The organism is Acinetobacter sp. Gutcm_16, from assembly GCF_028649355.1.
GTDB classification, from domain to species: Bacteria; Pseudomonadota; Gammaproteobacteria; order Pseudomonadales; family Moraxellaceae; genus Acinetobacter; species Acinetobacter johnsonii.
In genome coordinates this window covers 133,930-149,662 of the sequence record NZ_JAQSUV010000037.1, presented here as the reverse complement: position 1 = coordinate 149,662, position 15,733 = coordinate 133,930, and the positions used below count along the sequence as shown (strand labels likewise).

General features: G+C 43.0%; 14 protein-coding genes. 10 read left to right on the top strand and 4 right to left on the bottom strand.

Going from position 1 to position 15,733, the window contains the following annotated elements; genetic code table 11:
- Positions 1-73 precede the first annotated feature (73 nt).
- Both PTT44_RS16355 and PTT44_RS16350 read right to left on the bottom strand, forming a co-directional pair.
- Positions 74-817: a sporulation protein gene (locus PTT44_RS16355; RefSeq protein ID WP_168159395.1), complete on the bottom strand. Its 744-nt coding sequence runs from the start codon at positions 815-817 to the stop codon at positions 74-76.
- An 84-nt stretch (positions 818-901) separates the two neighbouring features.
- Positions 902-1,366 carry an Lrp/AsnC ligand binding domain-containing protein gene (locus PTT44_RS16350; RefSeq protein WP_004694947.1) on the bottom strand — a complete coding sequence of 155 codons (465 nt, stop codon included), beginning with the start codon at positions 1,364-1,366 and terminating at the stop codon, positions 902-904.
- 137 nt (positions 1,367-1,503) lie between these two features.
- On the opposite strand from PTT44_RS16350, the gene PTT44_RS16345 reads away from it, so the two are divergent.
- The 5 genes from PTT44_RS16345 (at position 1,504) to PTT44_RS16325 (ending at position 7,490) form a co-directional block, all read left to right on the top strand.
- Positions 1,504-2,763, top strand: coding sequence for a D-amino acid dehydrogenase (locus tag PTT44_RS16345; protein ID WP_004694945.1), 1,260 nt, complete (start codon positions 1,504-1,506; stop codon positions 2,761-2,763).
- A 36-nt stretch (positions 2,764-2,799) separates the two neighbouring features.
- Positions 2,800-3,897: an alanine racemase gene (alr, locus tag PTT44_RS16340; protein WP_168159394.1), complete on the top strand. Its 1,098-nt coding sequence runs from the start codon at positions 2,800-2,802 to the stop codon at positions 3,895-3,897.
- 37 nt (positions 3,898-3,934) lie between these two features.
- Positions 3,935-4,294 (top strand): RidA family protein, encoded by a 360-nt coding sequence (locus PTT44_RS16335; protein WP_168159393.1) that lies wholly within the window; start codon positions 3,935-3,937, stop codon positions 4,292-4,294.
- 142 nt (positions 4,295-4,436) lie between these two features.
- Positions 4,437-5,879, top strand: coding sequence for an amino acid permease (locus tag PTT44_RS16330; protein ID WP_168159392.1), 1,443 nt, complete (start codon positions 4,437-4,439; stop codon positions 5,877-5,879).
- Positions 5,880-6,383: 504 nt separating this feature from the next.
- A complete protein-coding gene (locus PTT44_RS16325) occupies positions 6,384-7,490 on the top strand; it encodes an acyltransferase family protein (RefSeq protein ID WP_168159391.1) in 1,107 nt (368 codons plus the stop codon).
- Between the two features lie 82 nt (positions 7,491-7,572).
- Here the strand turns inward: PTT44_RS16325 and PTT44_RS16320 are convergent, their stop codons facing one another.
- Positions 7,573-8,025, bottom strand: a complete 453-nt coding sequence (locus PTT44_RS16320) for a CopD family protein (protein ID WP_005011820.1) — start codon at positions 8,023-8,025, stop codon at positions 7,573-7,575.
- 23 nt (positions 8,026-8,048) lie between these two features.
- Positions 8,049-9,278, bottom strand: coding sequence for a beta-ketoacyl synthase N-terminal-like domain-containing protein (locus PTT44_RS16315; protein WP_005400178.1), 1,230 nt, complete (start codon positions 9,276-9,278; stop codon positions 8,049-8,051).
- Positions 9,279-9,556: 278 nt separating this feature from the next.
- Here PTT44_RS16315 and PTT44_RS16310 point away from each other — a divergent pair, with 278 nt between their 5' ends.
- The 5 genes from PTT44_RS16310 to tuf all read left to right on the top strand — a co-directional run bounded on the left by PTT44_RS16310 (position 9,557) and on the right by tuf (position 15,732).
- Positions 9,557-11,005, top strand: a complete 1,449-nt coding sequence (locus PTT44_RS16310; protein WP_168159390.1) for an EcsC family protein — start codon at positions 9,557-9,559, stop codon at positions 11,003-11,005.
- 154 nt (positions 11,006-11,159) lie between these two features.
- A complete protein-coding gene (gene rpsL / locus PTT44_RS16305; RefSeq protein ID WP_002050319.1) occupies positions 11,160-11,534 on the top strand; it encodes a 30S ribosomal protein S12 in 375 nt (124 codons plus the stop codon).
- A 177-nt stretch (positions 11,535-11,711) separates the two neighbouring features.
- Positions 11,712-12,182, top strand: coding sequence for a 30S ribosomal protein S7 (gene rpsG / locus PTT44_RS16300; protein WP_004694929.1), 471 nt, complete (start codon positions 11,712-11,714; stop codon positions 12,180-12,182).
- A 130-nt stretch (positions 12,183-12,312) separates the two neighbouring features.
- Entirely contained in the window at positions 12,313-14,448 is a 2,136-nt protein-coding gene (fusA, locus tag PTT44_RS16295) for an elongation factor G (protein ID WP_010326001.1), read from the top strand.
- 93 nt (positions 14,449-14,541) lie between these two features.
- On the top strand, positions 14,542-15,732 hold the full coding sequence (tuf, locus tag PTT44_RS16290; RefSeq protein ID WP_010325730.1) for an elongation factor Tu: 1,191 nt from the start codon (positions 14,542-14,544) through the stop codon (positions 15,730-15,732).
- Position 15,733: the final 1 nt, after the last annotated feature.

Here is a 15,733-nt window from a genome sequence, read left to right as displayed (position 1 = left end):
GGGTTTAAATAACGTCTTTTTCGACTGCGCACGACTTTTCTATATTGAAACAGTCGTGCACAGTGATTAAAAATTAAAGTCCCAATACACGTCTAATTTCATTCGCTAACAGTGCAGGATTGGCCTGCTGATGGGGAATGCTAAGGCTGTTGAAGCCATTACCACGAAATTTACGATCCACTTCTAAAAGCACATGGGTTTGATGTTGCTCTGCCACAAAGGACACCTCAACTTCATTGATGCTGTTGAACAATTGCGTAGGTTTAAATTCAAGTTCTTGATAACAACCAATGCTCGAATGGAAGCCGTTGCCACGTAGTTGACCTTTTTCAACATCGACGGTCATTAACTGAAAACCGCATTGCTGCATGGCTTGAATAAACGCCTGCATAGCCGGTGTCGGTAAGATTTGTAAATAGTCTTTGTCAGTTGCATCGAGCCCCCAGTCCACATCTAAATGTGTATGTAGCCACACTCGGGTTTTATTGACGCGGCAAGGCACATCTGTAATTGGCGTTTCAAAGGGTAGTTGAATCGAAAAAGGAAATGTATGTGACTGATGGGCTTGTAACTCAAAAGCCCCGCTAATGTGCCATTCGGCAATACTTAACGCGCTATTGTACTCAGCATCATCTGACTCAACCTCGGCTGTGGTCATGAGCTTTAAATAAATACCGTTGATAATTTTATTAGACGCAGCACCTTTAAAAATAACCTCACCCTGAATGGCTTGACCCGCTTGTGGCGCAGTGGTGTGTAGACGAGTATCCACTTGAATGCCTTGTAAGCCAAGGCTAGACATGAGTTTGTTAAACATGGTGCAGAACTTCCAATAGGGAATCGATAGGTTTTAAATATTTAAAATGAATGCATTTTTAAAATGCGTATTTTTAATAAGCTGTTAGCGAATGTCCAAATAAAAACTTTCTTTGACTTCTTCCATCACAATATAACTGTGCGATGATGCTGAAGAGGGCAGTTTCTTCAGTAAATCACCCAATAGGCGTCGGTAGGCACTCATTTCTTTTAAACGGGCTTTGACCAAATAATCGAATTCACCTGAAATCAGATGGCATTCTAAAACTTCAGGGATTTCGACCAAGTCACGTGCCACTTGATCAAACACATCGCCAGACTTGGCTGACAGCTTAATCTCTAAAAACACCAATAAGTTTCGATCGACCAGTTGTGGATTGAGGCGTGCGTAGTAACCCATGATAATACCGTCGCGCTCTAAGCGTTTGACACGCTCTGAACAGGGTGTGGTTGAGAGGTTGACGCGAGAGGCCAATTCACTAATCGCAATTCGTCCATCGCGCTGCAAAATGTCTAAAATCTGCTGATCAATCCGATCTAATTTACGCATTATAAATTTCCTATGTTTAGAATTTTAGCGCGACAAAAATGGCGATTTACCTAGATTATAATGTTAAAAACAGTGAAAAAAACTATTAACCTAAAAATATACTAGTGAAATAAACTAGTGTGTGTAAGGGATCAGTCATGCGTGTAATTGTCTTAGGTAGTGGTGTCATCGGTGTTGCAAGTGCGTATTACCTTGCACAACAAGGCGCAAGCGTTACGGTTTTAGACCGTCAAGCTGGTCCTGCTGAAGAAACTAGCTTTGGTAACGCAGGGCAAATCTCTCCAGGTTATTCTACACCGTGGGCTGCACCCGGTATTCCGTTTAAAGCCGTAAAGTGGATGTTCCAACACCATGCACCTTTAGCGATTAACATTGATGGTAGCATGTGGCAGTTGAACTGGATGGCGCAAATGTTGAAAAACTGCAATCCACAAAGTTATGCCATTAACAAAGAGCGTATGACGCGTGTTGCTGAATACAGCCGTGACTGCTTACGTGAACTGCGTAAAGAAACAGGCATTCACTATGAAAACCGCGCGAAAGGAACTTTGCAGGTTTTCCGTAATGAAGCTCAATTGGATGCCGTACAACGTGACATCCAAGTGTTAAAAGAATGTGGCGTCGACTACGAATTATTATTAAAAGACGACTTAGCCAAAGTCGAGCCAGCTTTAGCCTATGCCAAAGACAAACTGGTTGGTGGTTTACATTTACCGAATGATGAAACAGGTGACTGTTACTTATTTACCAATGCTTTGGCAAACCTTGCGAAAGACATGGGCGTAGAATTTAAATTTAACCAAAATGTTGAAAAACTTGTGGTTGAAGGGGATGAAATCAAAGGCGTGGTGGTTGATGGTCAAGTGCTTACAGCAGACCGTTATGTGCTTGCTTTCGGTAGTTATTCACGTGATTTCTTAAAGCCATTGAATTTGAATTTGCCTGTGTACCCTGTCAAAGGATACTCACTGACCATTCCAATTGTAGATCCAGCATTTGCACCGCAGTCGACGGTTCTTGATGAAACTTATAAAATTGCCATCACGCGTTTTGACCAGCGTATCCGCGTGGGTGGTATGGCTGAACTGAGTGGTTTCAACCACGGTTTAAACCAAGACCGCCGTGCGACCTTGGAAATGGTGACTCAAGACTTATTCCCAGGTGGAAATTTAGCTGAAGCAAGTTTCTGGACGGGTTTACGTCCAATGACACCAGACTCTACGCCGATTATTGGTGCGACTCGTTTTAAAAACTTATTCTTGAATACAGGACATGGCACCTTGGGTTGGACCATGGCATGTGGTTCAGGCAAGCTTATTAGTGACTTGGTGATGAACCATCAACCAGACATCAGTACTGAAGGTCTATCGATTCAACGTTACCCTTCAGCAGCCTAATCCGTTTTAGGCCATATTGATTCAAGGAAGAAGAAAATGCCACGTCCAATTACTGCAGTGATTCATAGCCAATCACTGCAGCATAATTTAAATGTTGCTCGCACTAAAATGCCGAATAGCCAAGTCTATGCGGTGGTTAAAGCCAATGCCTATGGTCATGGGATTGAACGCGTCTATCAAGCGTTCAAATCTGCCGATGGTTTTGCGCTGCTTGATTTGGCAGAAGCAAAACGCATCCGTGCTTTGGGCTGGACGGGTCCAGTTCTGTTACTCGAAGGTATTTTTTCAGAGCAAGACCTATTTGACTGCCATGAGTTGGGTCTAAGCTTCAGTATTCATAGTGAATATCAACTCGAATGGTTAGCGCGTTTTCCTTTAGAGGCGCAGTTCGATGTTTATTTAAAAATGAACAGCGGCATGAATCGTTTGGGTTTCCGTCCTGAACAGTACCGTCAAGTGTGGCAGCAGCTTTCCAATTTGCCTCAAGTTCAATGTTTAACCCATATGATGCATTTTTCGGATGCCGATGGTGAGCGTTTCGGACGTGAAGGCATTGCGCATCAATGTCAGTTATTTGATGCCATCACCCATGATCTACCGGGTGCACGTTCAGTCAGTAATAGCGCAGCCATCTTACGCCATGAACAGTTGCAGTCGGATGTGATCCGTAGCGGCATCATGCTCTATGGTAGTTCTCCAGATTATCCAAGCCACTCCATTCAAGACTGGGATTTGCAACCTGCCATGAGTTTGCGCAGCGAGTTGATTGCTATTCAGCAGTTAAATGCAGGCGATAGTGTCGGTTATGGCTCAAAGTTCATTGCTGAAAACGACATGCGTGTGGGTATTGTGGCTTGTGGTTATGCCGATGGTTATCAACGGATTACCGCAACAGGTACGCCTATTTTAGTCGATGGACAACGCAGCAGATTAGTCGGGCGTGTCAGCATGGATATGTTGGCGGTCGATTTATCTCACCTCCCAAATGCCCAAGTTGGCAGCGAAGTGGTGCTGTGGGGGACATCGAAACAGGGTGCTGTACTCAGCATTGATGAAGTCGCAGCAGGTTCAGGCACGATTGGCTATGAGCTGATGTGTGCTGTCACTGCACGTGTCAATTTTATCCAAGATTAAATTTTATTTTTATACAGTTTCATACAAGGAAAGACCTATGTCACATTCAGACATTCAAAAATTCAACACCAACGAAGTCATGAGTGCAGTCACTGTGTTTAATCAAGTGGTGTATTTGTCAGGGCAAGTGCCAAAAAATACCGACAATGATGTCGCAGGTCAGACCCGTGAAATTTTAGAAACAATTGATGAGCTTTTAGCTTTGGCAAATACAGATAAATCACGTTTGTTATCAGCTCAGCTTTACATCAAAAATCTCTCTGATTTTTCTACAGTCAATGCGATTTGGATTGATTGGATGAAGGGTTGTGTAGCGCCTTCGCGTGCCACGATTCAGGCTGATTTGGTTAATCCAAACTGGTTGATCGAAATTGCAGTGACAGCTGCACAAAACTAATTTTTTAAACTCTCCCCGTGTATATCAGCGCTTGGGTTTCAACCGAAGTGCTGATGAGCGTATAAATGCCGCCCGTTAGGATAACGAGCACTGTATGAACTTGGTTTATACGCAAAAAAGGACTTTAACAGGATGTTAAATTATGACGACTACCCCACAAGCTGACGGTGCAAATGCATCATCGCATGAATTACAACGGAAATTATCCAACCGCCACCTGCAATTGATTGCCATTGGTGGCGCGATTGGTACGGGCCTGTTCATGGGTTCGGGCAAAACCATCTCTCTTGCTGGTCCTTCGATTCTGATCATTTATATGATTATCGGGACCATGTTCTTCTTCCTGATGCGTGCATTGGGCGAAATTTTATTGTCCAATTTGCACTATAAGTCGTTTATCGATATGGCTCATGATCTGATTGGGCCGGGTGCGGGTTACTATATCGGTTGGTCCTATTGGCTCGGTTGGGTCTTGGTCGGTATTGCGGACTTGGCAGCCATTATTAACTATCTTGGCTTTTGGCTCCCGCCAGACATGGCCTTTACTCCTATGGGACAGGCTTTAATCAGTGTCGGCTGTGTGCTGTTTGTCCTTGGGTTAAATTTATTGACCGTGAAACTCTTCGGTGAAATTGAATTTTGGTTTGCTTTAATCAAAATTTTAGCCATTTTAGGGCTGATCGTGATTGGTGGCTTTATGGTGTTTAGCCATTTCCAAGCACCGGGCGGTTCAGTTGCAAGCTTCAGTCATGTTTGGTCACATGGTGGTATGTTCCCTCAAGGTGGCAGTGGCTTTTTAGCAGGTTTTCAAATTGCACTCTTTGCCTTTGTCGGTGTAGAGCTGATTGGAACCATGGCTGCTGAAACCAAAGACCCTGAAAAGAACTTACCGAAAGCAGTGAATGCGATTCCAACCCGTATCATTTTGTTCTATGTCTTGTCGCTATTTGTGGTGATGTCGGTGACGCCGTGGAATCAAATTCCTGCGGATCAAAGTCCGTTCGTTTCACTATTTTTACATGCAGGTATTCCGACTTCAGCCATTATTATGAACTTGGTGGTGCTGTCTTCAGTGATGTCTTCAATGAATAGTGGCGTGTTCTCTACATCACGTATGCTCTTTGGTTTGGCAAGAGAAGGGCAAGCACCACAGAGTCTAGCGCGTCTATCAAAACGTGCGGTACCAGCAAAAGGCTTATTCTTCTCATGTGCTTTTATCATGGCAGGTGCGGCGCTACAGTACTTTGTACCAAACACGGTTGAAGCCTTTACATTAGCCAGCTCATTGTGTGTGATTCTGTTCATCAGTATCTGGAGCATTATTATGGTGTGCTATATCCGCTACCGTAAATTGCGTCCTGAGCTACATGCAAAATCGACCTTTAAAATGCCGGGTGGTGTTTGGATGTCTTATGTGGTCTTAATCTTCTTGTTCTTTACGTTGATTATTTTGAGTCTAGAGGTGGATACTCTTCGCGCATTGATGATCAGTCCACTATGGGTGATTATTTTAGCCGTGACGTATCAGCTGCTGTACAAACCACGTATGAAAAAACGTCTGTTAGGGCAGCAACTGGATAACTAAGTAACATTTATTCTGTACTCGTGATGTTTGAAAGAAAGCCCTGCATAAGTAGTAATACCAGTCAGTTTCTTAACTGACTGGTATTTTCTTTTTAAGTTTGGGGTTTTATTCGATACGTGACGATGTCATCCGTAACCTGTCTAGCATTTAAAGTGGACTGTTTTTGCAACGAAATTTTTTTAAATACAGAAAGTCAACAGGTTTTGCGGATGACAAATGTTTTTGGTTCTTTTGGCGAATGAGAAGTACAACTTCGCAAGGAACAAAACGAACTTAAGCAATTAAAACTTAAAACAGTAAGACTCCGCAGTAAATAGCTAAAACTCATTCTGTACTTTTGATATTTGAAAGAAAGCCCTGCAAAAGCAGGGCTTTCTTTTTGCTTGAGCTGAATCAATGGGTTCTAATTCAGTGTTAGATAATTGTATGTTTTTATATATAAAAGCTGTCTAAATCAGGCGATTTCACTTTAAATGAGGCACTTTAAAATTTTAATAATGATTTATGCGTAATTATAAAATCGACATCCTACGTGGCGTGTCCATCCTATTGGTGCTGATTCACCATTTCAATATTCCGTATAAATTACATGATACCTTTCTCGGCATCCCCATTGGGAGTGAGAGCTTAAGTACCTTGATTGCAAGAAATGGCAACTATGGTGTGACCATGTTTTTTGTCATTTCAGGTTTTTTGATTACCCAGCATACCTTACAGCGTAGTGGGTCTTTGGCGCAGATTAAGCTGAAAGATTTTTATATCCGTCGTATTGCCCGAATCATGCCGTGTCTGGTGTTATTGGTCGCGATGGTCAGTGTGCTCGGAAGCTTAGGATTGCAACCCTTTATCAATCAGTCGCCCAATGGCAAAGAGGTGTCCTATGCTGTGACTGTTCTTTCAGCTTTGAGTTTCTGGATGAATCTATTGATTATTGAATACGGCTGGGTGAACTATGCCTTGGGCGTATTGTGGTCTTTATCGGTTGAAGAGGTCTTCTATTTAGCATTTCCTATACTGTGTTTAGTGCTTGGTCGAGGTAAAGGCTTTATTGTTTTTCTGTTCGCTGTCATCGCGTATGCACCATATTTTCGTGCCCTCCATTTTGGTGAGGAAAGTGGTGCTTATCTGTATCACTATTTTTCTAGTTTCGATGGAATTGCCATTGGCTGCCTTACCGCAATGTATGCACAACATTTTAAAGCTGCTATTTACAATCCAAAAGTAATTGTTGCTGTGACAGTGTTGCTGATGACTGCTTTATATTTTTATGCACCCATCAAAGAGGTGAGTACTTGGGGCATCAGTGCATTTGCGCTACTTACGGCGTTACTCATATTGTGTTTTACCCAAGACCCGAAAGTTAAACCTACCTCATCCACGGCCCGCAGTTTGGTTTGGATTGGACAGCGTAGCTATGAAATGTATCTGTTTCATTTGATTATTCTCGGCTTAATGAAAGTGGTGTATTTCCCCAAAGAAACTGTAGCGGCTGAAAAGTTGATGTTGTTGCCTGTTTATTTTATCGCGGTGTTTATTTTGAGTTGGGCGATTGAGAAATATTATTCGACCCCGCTCAATTTGAAGATTCGTCAATCTTGGATACGCTCGTAGCGTGGATCTTGAGTTGTACTGTTGATTTTTTTACAGACATTAAAAAGCCCCGAATCAATCGGGGCTTTTTAAGTGTGGGATTTTAAAATGTCGGTTTAACCACGACTAAAATCACCACAGCAAATAAAATGAGGGTCGGCATTTCATTAAAGAAGCGCCAGAACTTGTGTGACTTGTAGTGCGCATGCCCAATCAATTTCTTACGGTAATAACCGCAGACAAAGTGATAAATCACTAACAGTCCAACCAAACCAACTTTGAGGTAGAACCACAGGGCTTCATGGTAGTGGCGCGTTGCATCACCCCAATCGACCAAGAAGTGTGCCGTGATCAGAGTTGCAATCATCGACGGCCACATAATGCCACGGTACAACTTGCGTTCCATGACCTCAAAACGTTGATGACTGACGGCATCATCACTCATGGCATGGTAAACATAGAGCCGTGGTAAGTAGAACAATGCAGCGAACCAACACACCACGGCAATAATATGTAATGCTTTTACCCACAAGAAAGCATCAGAAGGAGCATCCATCAAGTCACCCTAAAATGGGCGGCTTAGCCTTCCCACTTTTTGAAAATGAGACATGCATTTACGCCGCCAAAACCGAAACTGTTACTCATCACAGTATTCAATTTTGCGTCACGTTTTTCAAGCACGATATCAAATGGTTTTGCGCCTTCATCCAGTTCAGTCACGTTGATGTTTGGTGCAATAAAGTCATTTTGCATCATTAGAACAGAGTAGATTGCTTCTTGTACGCCAGCAGCACCTAAGCTATGACCTGTCATTGACTTGGTCGAGCTGAGTGGAGGAACTTGACCTTCGCCAAATGCACGTTCCATTGCTTTTAATTCAGTGATGTCACCAGCAGGTGTCGACGTACCATGCGTATTCACATAGTCAATTTTGTTTACGCCGTGTTGTTTTGCTTCTTCAAGTGCCATCAGTACACAACGTGTCGCACCTTCACCCGATGGCGCAACCATGTCTGCACCGTCAGAGTTTGCCGCATAGCCTACAACTTCAGCCAAAATGTTGGCACCACGTGCTTGCGCATGTTCTAAAGACTCAAGTACTACAAATCCGCCACCGCCAGCAATCACAAAACCGTCACGGTCAGCAGAGTAAGGACGAGACGCTGTTTCTGGCGTGTCATTGTATTTTGAGCACAGTGCACCCATTGCATCAAATAACAGGCTTTGAGACCAGTGATCTTCTTCACCACCGCCTGCAAGCATGAGGTCTTGCTTGCCCAATTGAATCAGGTTATAGGCATAACCAATTGCATCAGCAGACGTTGCGCATGCGCTGGTAATGGTGTGTGCAACACCTTGCATTTTAAAAGCAACACCAACGTTTGCCGTAATTGTGTTCGACATATTACGTGGTACGAAGAACGGACCAACTTTACGTGCGCCTTTGGTGTCTAACAATTCTTTCATTTCAACTACAGACGCAGTTGAACCACCACCTGAACCGCCCGCGATACCATAGCGTGGGTTGCCACCAATTTGCTCTGCTGTTAAGCCTGCATTTTCAACCGCAGCAACCGCAGCATTGTATGCATACATGGCACAAACACCCATAAAGCGTTTTAGCTTACGGTCGATGCCATCAAAGTCTTGTTCAGCAGCAGCGCTGATATGGCTTTTAAAATTGAGTTCAGCATAGGTTGGGTTAAAACGTGTCCCAGAAATCCCGTTTTGTAATGCATGAGTAACTTCTTCCAAAGTATTACCGATACATGAGTTGATACCCATGCCAGTGATTACTACACGTTTCATTTAAAGATCCCTTATATGGTGGTTTTGCAGAGTTGCGCTTAAAGATGAATCAACAATTTATTTCTAAGCCAATTGCAACTCTTATGTTTTCAATGCAGATCATAATAGCAGAAAGAATTTTTAATTCTTATGGCAAATCCTATGCCAATTTGACTTGTCTTAAAATCGGGAGCAGGGCATTTCAACTTTACTAAAAGACACATATTCTTATTGAGATAAATGCGTACTACACCTAGTATTTAGCTAGAAATGTAAGATTATAAAGTACGGGGTACGGAATGGCGGATTCAAACAATAAACAGCGCAGTGGTTTCTTTTCAAATGCCTTCGGAGTGGCTAAAAAGCTCAGCCATACAGGTTTAAACATATTAAACCAAGTGAGCCCAGATACGGCCTCAGCACTGACCAATGCTACAACTGGTGATAGTGCGAGTACAAAAACAAAATCGAAAAATAAGCGTTATGAACACCCGCAGCAAGTCTTAAGAGACCATCTGCCGACAGTATCACGTCATTTATTAGGACGTCATTATGTCAACGCAAATCGAGTGGCACATTTTGTGTCGCCACAACTTTCCGATAAAGCCGCAGATTATTTTTTTAGCCAGCTCAATCAATTTAGCTCGAGTATGAGCTCGGTTGATGCCGTTTTAGATGAAGCAGGCGTGCGTGATTTAGAAATGCTGACCCAAGATGTCGACCGTTCAAAACGGATTAGTCAGGCATTGTCCGAACAAAATAAAATTATTGCTATCTTGCAAGGTGCACTGACTGGAGCAACGGGCTTTGTGGGCTCAACCGTAGATGTACCCGCTTCCTTGGTAATGTCGTTACGTATGATTTATCAGGTGGGGCGTTCTTATGGCTTTGATTTAACTAAAGAATCTGATCAAGACATCGTCCAGTTTATTTTTAAACAGATTGATCTTGGGCTGATTGCGGAAAAACAAACTTTGTTGATGGCGATAAAAGCCATTTCAAGTACCTTGCAAACCCATGATGTCTCTCAGTTACAACAGCTTTTAGGTTCAAGCAATGATATTGAAGCCTTAAAGAAATGGTTGACCAATGCCGATGGTCAGCTGAAATGGGGACAGTCGATTGCCAATCTATCGCTACTGAATAAGCTGGCAAAACTCACACCAATTGCCAGTGCAGGAGTGAGTGCAGCCTATAGTTGGCGCCTTGTTGATGATGTACATCAAAAAGCACAACTGGTTTTTTCACAAGCCCGCCAGTATATCATTCAACAAAAAGATACCAGCCTGAGTGCTTTAACAGCATATGAACGCTCACTTGAGCTTTTGGTGAAAGCCTCGCCAAGACTATTGTCACAGCGCAGTACATCAGAGACCGATAGCCCAGATTTGAAGCTTGGAGCTGAAGTAGAGTTAAATGGTCATCAAAGTATTGCTAAAGTAAAAGTTCAGAAAAAGTCCGACAAAGTCACAGCGCCTGTCGCAACCGAAGAACGTGTTCAACAAGGGCTGGAACAGCTCGCAGATCAAATGGTTGAACCCCATGATGCTGTCGCACCGCAGCAACCAGCCCTACACGTGGAAGAAGATCTTGCAGATTTATATCCAGTGGAGGAGGCTACACAGAATAATAATGAGTCTTTAGCACCAAATGAACCTAATACTGCTTCAAAAGTCACAGCAAAATCTGCGGTAGAGCCGACGGAAAAAAAGGTTACAAAAAGACGAAATGCACCAAGTAAAAAATAAACCCTTTAAAATAGATAGAAATTTGTAAAAGCCCTGATTTGGTCAACATTACATGTAGTTTGAAATGTTGACCATTTTTACGTCTTAGCTTACAATTGCATGCCCTCAAAAAGTCGTCTTTTTTTGGGTTTTTTATTAACGGGAGAATTGCCAAATGGCAACAACAAATCAGTTGATCCGTAAGGGTCGTACGACTTTAGTTGAAAAATCTAAAGTTCCTGCGTTGAAGGCTTGTCCACAACGTCGTGGTGTTTGTACACGTGTTTACACAACTACACCTAAAAAACCTAACTCAGCAATGCGTAAAGTTTGCCGTGTGCGTTTAACTTCTGGCTTTGAAGTTTCTAGCTACATCGGTGGTGAAGGCCACAACCTACAAGAGCACAGTGTTGTTCTTATCCGTGGTGGTCGTGTTAAAGACTTACCAGGTGTACGTTACCATACCGTTCGTGGTTCTTTAGACTGTGCTGGTGTGAAAGATCGTAACCAGTCTCGTTCTAAATACGGTACTAAACGTCCTAAGAAATAATCTTTCGAGATTAACTTCTTAGTTCGCTAGAACTGCAATCCTTTATCGTCTCGCTTGTCTGATTTCTGCATTAATTTTGTGAAATTCAAGCGACGTGTAGTAAGGCCAGCGAAAGCACATGACACTTTGTGCTACGGCTGGATTAACCTGAAGTGTCATATATATAGGTAGTTTAAAATGCCAAGACGTCGCGTAGTTGCTGCTCGTGAAATCCTTCCGGATCCTAAGTTCAGCAGCCAAACAATCGCTAAATTCATGAACCACGTAATGCAAGATGGTAAAAAATCTATTGCTGAAAGTATCGTTTACGGTGCTTTAGACCGCGTTCAAGAAAAAAACAAAGTAGACCCAGTTGAATTTTTCGAGACTACTCTTGAAAAAGTTCGTCCTATGGTTGAAGTAAAAGCACGCCGTGTTGGTGGTGCTACTTATCAAGTACCTATGGAAGTACGCCCATCCCGTCGTACTGCTCTAGCTATGCGTTGGTTAGTAGATGCTGCTGCTAAGCGTTCTGAAAAAACTATGGCTTTACGTCTTGCTGGTGAGTTGCTTGATGCAGCTGAAGGTAAAGGCGCAGCGGTTAAAAAACGTGATGACGTGCATCGTATGGCTGAAGCCAACAAAGCATTCTCTCACTACCGCTTCTAAGCGACTAAAACAGCCCCTATTCAGGAGGGTGATAGCTTGGCTTACGCCAAACTGTCATCGAATCGCTTTAAGCTGTTCGTCAGCTTAAAGCGCCTGTTTTAAACAACAAAATTTAGGAATGCAAGAAATCATGGCTCGTCAAACCCCAATTTCTCGTTATCGTAACATTGGTATTTCTGCGCACATTGATGCTGGTAAAACCACGACTACAGAACGTATTTTGTTCTACACAGGTGTATCTCACAAAATTGGTGAAGTACACGATGGTGCAGCAACAATGGACTGGATGGAGCAAGAGCAAGAACGTGGTATTACCATTACTTCTGCTGCTACGACTACATTCTGGTCAGGTATGTCTAAACAGTTCCCTGAACACCGTATCAACGTAATTGATACACCGGGACACGTTGACTTCACAATTGAAGTTGAACGTTCTATGCGTGTTCTTGATGGTGCGTGTATGGTTTACTGTGCTGTAGGTGGTGTACAACCTCAGTCTGAAACTGTATGGCGTCAAGCGAACAAATACCAAGTGCCTCGTTTAGCATTCGTGAACAAGATGGACCGTACTGGTGCCAACTTCTTCCGTGTTGTTGAACAAATGAAGACACGTTTAGGTGCATCTCCAGTACCTGTAGTAATCCCTGTTGGCGCTGAAGAAAACTTCCAAGGCGTAATCGACTTGATCGAAATGAAAGCGATCATTTGGGACGAAGCTTCACAAGGTATGAAGTTTGAATACGGTGAAATCCCGGCTGAACTTCAAGCTACTGCTGAAGAATGGCGTGTAAACATGGTTGAAGCTGCTGCTGAAGCTTCTGAAGAGCTAATGGACAAATACCTAGAAGAAGGCGATCTTTCTAAAGAAGATATCGTTAATGGTCTACGTGTTCAAACTTTGGCTTGTCAAATTCAACCAATGCTTTGTGGTACAGCATTCAAAAACAAAGGTGTTCAACGTATGTTGGACGCAGTAATTGAATTCTTACCGTCGCCTACAGAAGTTAAAGCGATTGAAGGTGTTCTTGACGATAAAGCTGAAACTAAAGCGATTCGTGAAGCATCTGACGAAGCTCCGTTCTCTGCACTTGCGTTCAAAATCATGAACGACAAATTCGTAGGTAACTTAACTTTCGTACGTGTTTACTCTGGTGTTCTTAAACAAGGTGATTCTGTTTATAACCCAGTTAAATCTAAACGTGAACGTATCGGCCGTATCGTGCAAATGCACGCGAACGATCGTCAAGACGTTGAAGAAATTCGTGCGGGTGATATCGCTGCGTGTGTAGGTCTTAAAGACGTAACTACAGGTGATACACTTTGTGATGAGAAAAATGTCATCACACTTGAGCGTATGGAATTCCCAGAGCCAGTAATTGCATTGGCTGTTGAACCAAAAACTAAAGCTGACCAAGAAAAAATGTCAATTGCTTTAGGTCGTTTGGCTAAGGAAGATCCATCATTCCGCGTTCGTACTGATGAAGAGTCAGGTCAAACAATCATCGCTGGTATGGGTGAACTTCACCTTGACATTATTGTTGACCGTATGAAGCGTGAATTCGGTGTTGAAGCAAACATTGGTAAACCAATGGTTTCTTACCGTGAAACGATCAAAAAGTCAGTTGAACAAGAAGGTAAATTCGTTCGTCAAACTGGTGGTAAAGGTAAATTTGGTCACGTATACGTACGTTTAGAGCCAATGGATGCTGATGCTGGTAAAGACTACGAGTTCGCTGAAGAAGTTGTTGGTGGTGTAGTTCCTAAAGAATTCTTCGGTGCTGTGGATAAAGGTATCCAAGAGCGTATGAAGAATGGTGTCCTTGCTGGTTACCCAGTTGTTGGCATTAAAGCTACATTGTTTGACGGTTCTTACCACGATGTCGATTCGGACGAATTATCGTTCAAGATGGCAGGTTCTTACGCATTCCGTGACGGTTTCATGAAAGCAGATCCTATCTTGCTTGAACCGATCATGAAAGTTGAAGTAGAAACTCCAGAAGACTACATGGGCGATATCATGGGTGACTTAAACCGTCGTCGTGGTATGGTTCAAGGTATGGATGACTTGCCTGGCGGTACTAAAGCAATTAAAGCTGAAGTTCCACTTGCAGAGATGTTTGGTTACGCGACTCAAATGCGTTCTATGTCTCAAGGCCGTGCAACATACTCTATGGAATTTGCTAAATATGCTGAAACTCCACGTAACGTGGCTGAAGGCATCATTTCTAAATTCCAGTCTGGCGGTAAAAAAGGTGACGACGAGTAATCTTTCGATTACTATAAGCCCAAACTAATTCATAGTTAAAAACCAAGTGCTCATGCAGTGATCCTGCATGAGTAGTTTAAAAAGGAAGATCTCATGGCTAAGGCTAAGTTTGAACGTAATAAGCCACACGTTAACGTGGGCACAATCGGTCACGTTGACCATGGTAAAACAACTTTAACAGCTGCAATTGCAACTGTATGTGCGAAGAAATTCGGTGGCGAAGCGAAAGACTACGCTGCAATTGACTCTGCACCAGAAGAAAAAGCACGTGGTATTACAATTAATACTTCACACGTAGAATACGATTCTCCAACTCGTCACTACGCACACGTAGACTGCCCGGGCCACGCCGATTATGTTAAAAACATGATTACTGGTGCTGCTCAGATGGACGGCGCGATCCTTGTATGTGCAGCGACTGATGGTCCAATGCCACAGACTCGTGAACACATCCTTCTTTCTCGTCAGGTTGGTGTACCTTACATTCTTGTATTCCTTAACAAGTGTGACCTTGTTGATGATGAAGAACTTCTTGAATTAGTAGAAATGGAAGTTCGTGAACTTCTTTCTACTTATGACTTCCCAGGTGATGACACTCCAGTTATCCGTGGTTCAGCTCTTCTTGCACTTAACGGTGACGCTGGTCAGTATGGCGAAGAAGCAGTTGTTGCGCTTGTTGACGCACTTGATACTTACATTCCAGAGCCAGTACGTGCAATCGACCAAGCATTCTTAATGCCAATCGAAGACGTATTCTCTATTTCTGGTCGTGGTACAGTAGTAACTGGCCGTGTAGAAACTGGTATTGTGAAAGTAGGCGAAGAAGTTGAAATCGTTGGTATCAAAGATACAGTTAAAACAACTGTAACTGGCGTAGAAATGTTCCGTAAACTTCTAGACGAAGGTCGTGCGGGCGAGAACTGTGGTGTTCTTCTACGTGGTACTAAACGTGAAGACGTACAACGTGGTCAAGTACTTGCTAAACCAGGTGCAATCAAGCCGCACACTAAATTCGATGCAGAAGTATACGTACTTTCTAAAGAAGAAGGTGGTCGTCACACTCCATTCCTTAACGGTTACCGTCCACAGTTCTACTTCCGTACAACTGACGTAACTGGCGCGATCAAATTGCAAGATGGCGTTGAAATGGTTATGCCTGGTGACAACGTAGAAATGTCAGTAGAATTAATCCACCCAATCGCAATGGACCCAGGTCTACGTTTTGCGATCCGTGAAGGTGGCCGTACAGTTGGTGCTGGTGTAGTTGCTAAAGTAACTGCATAAT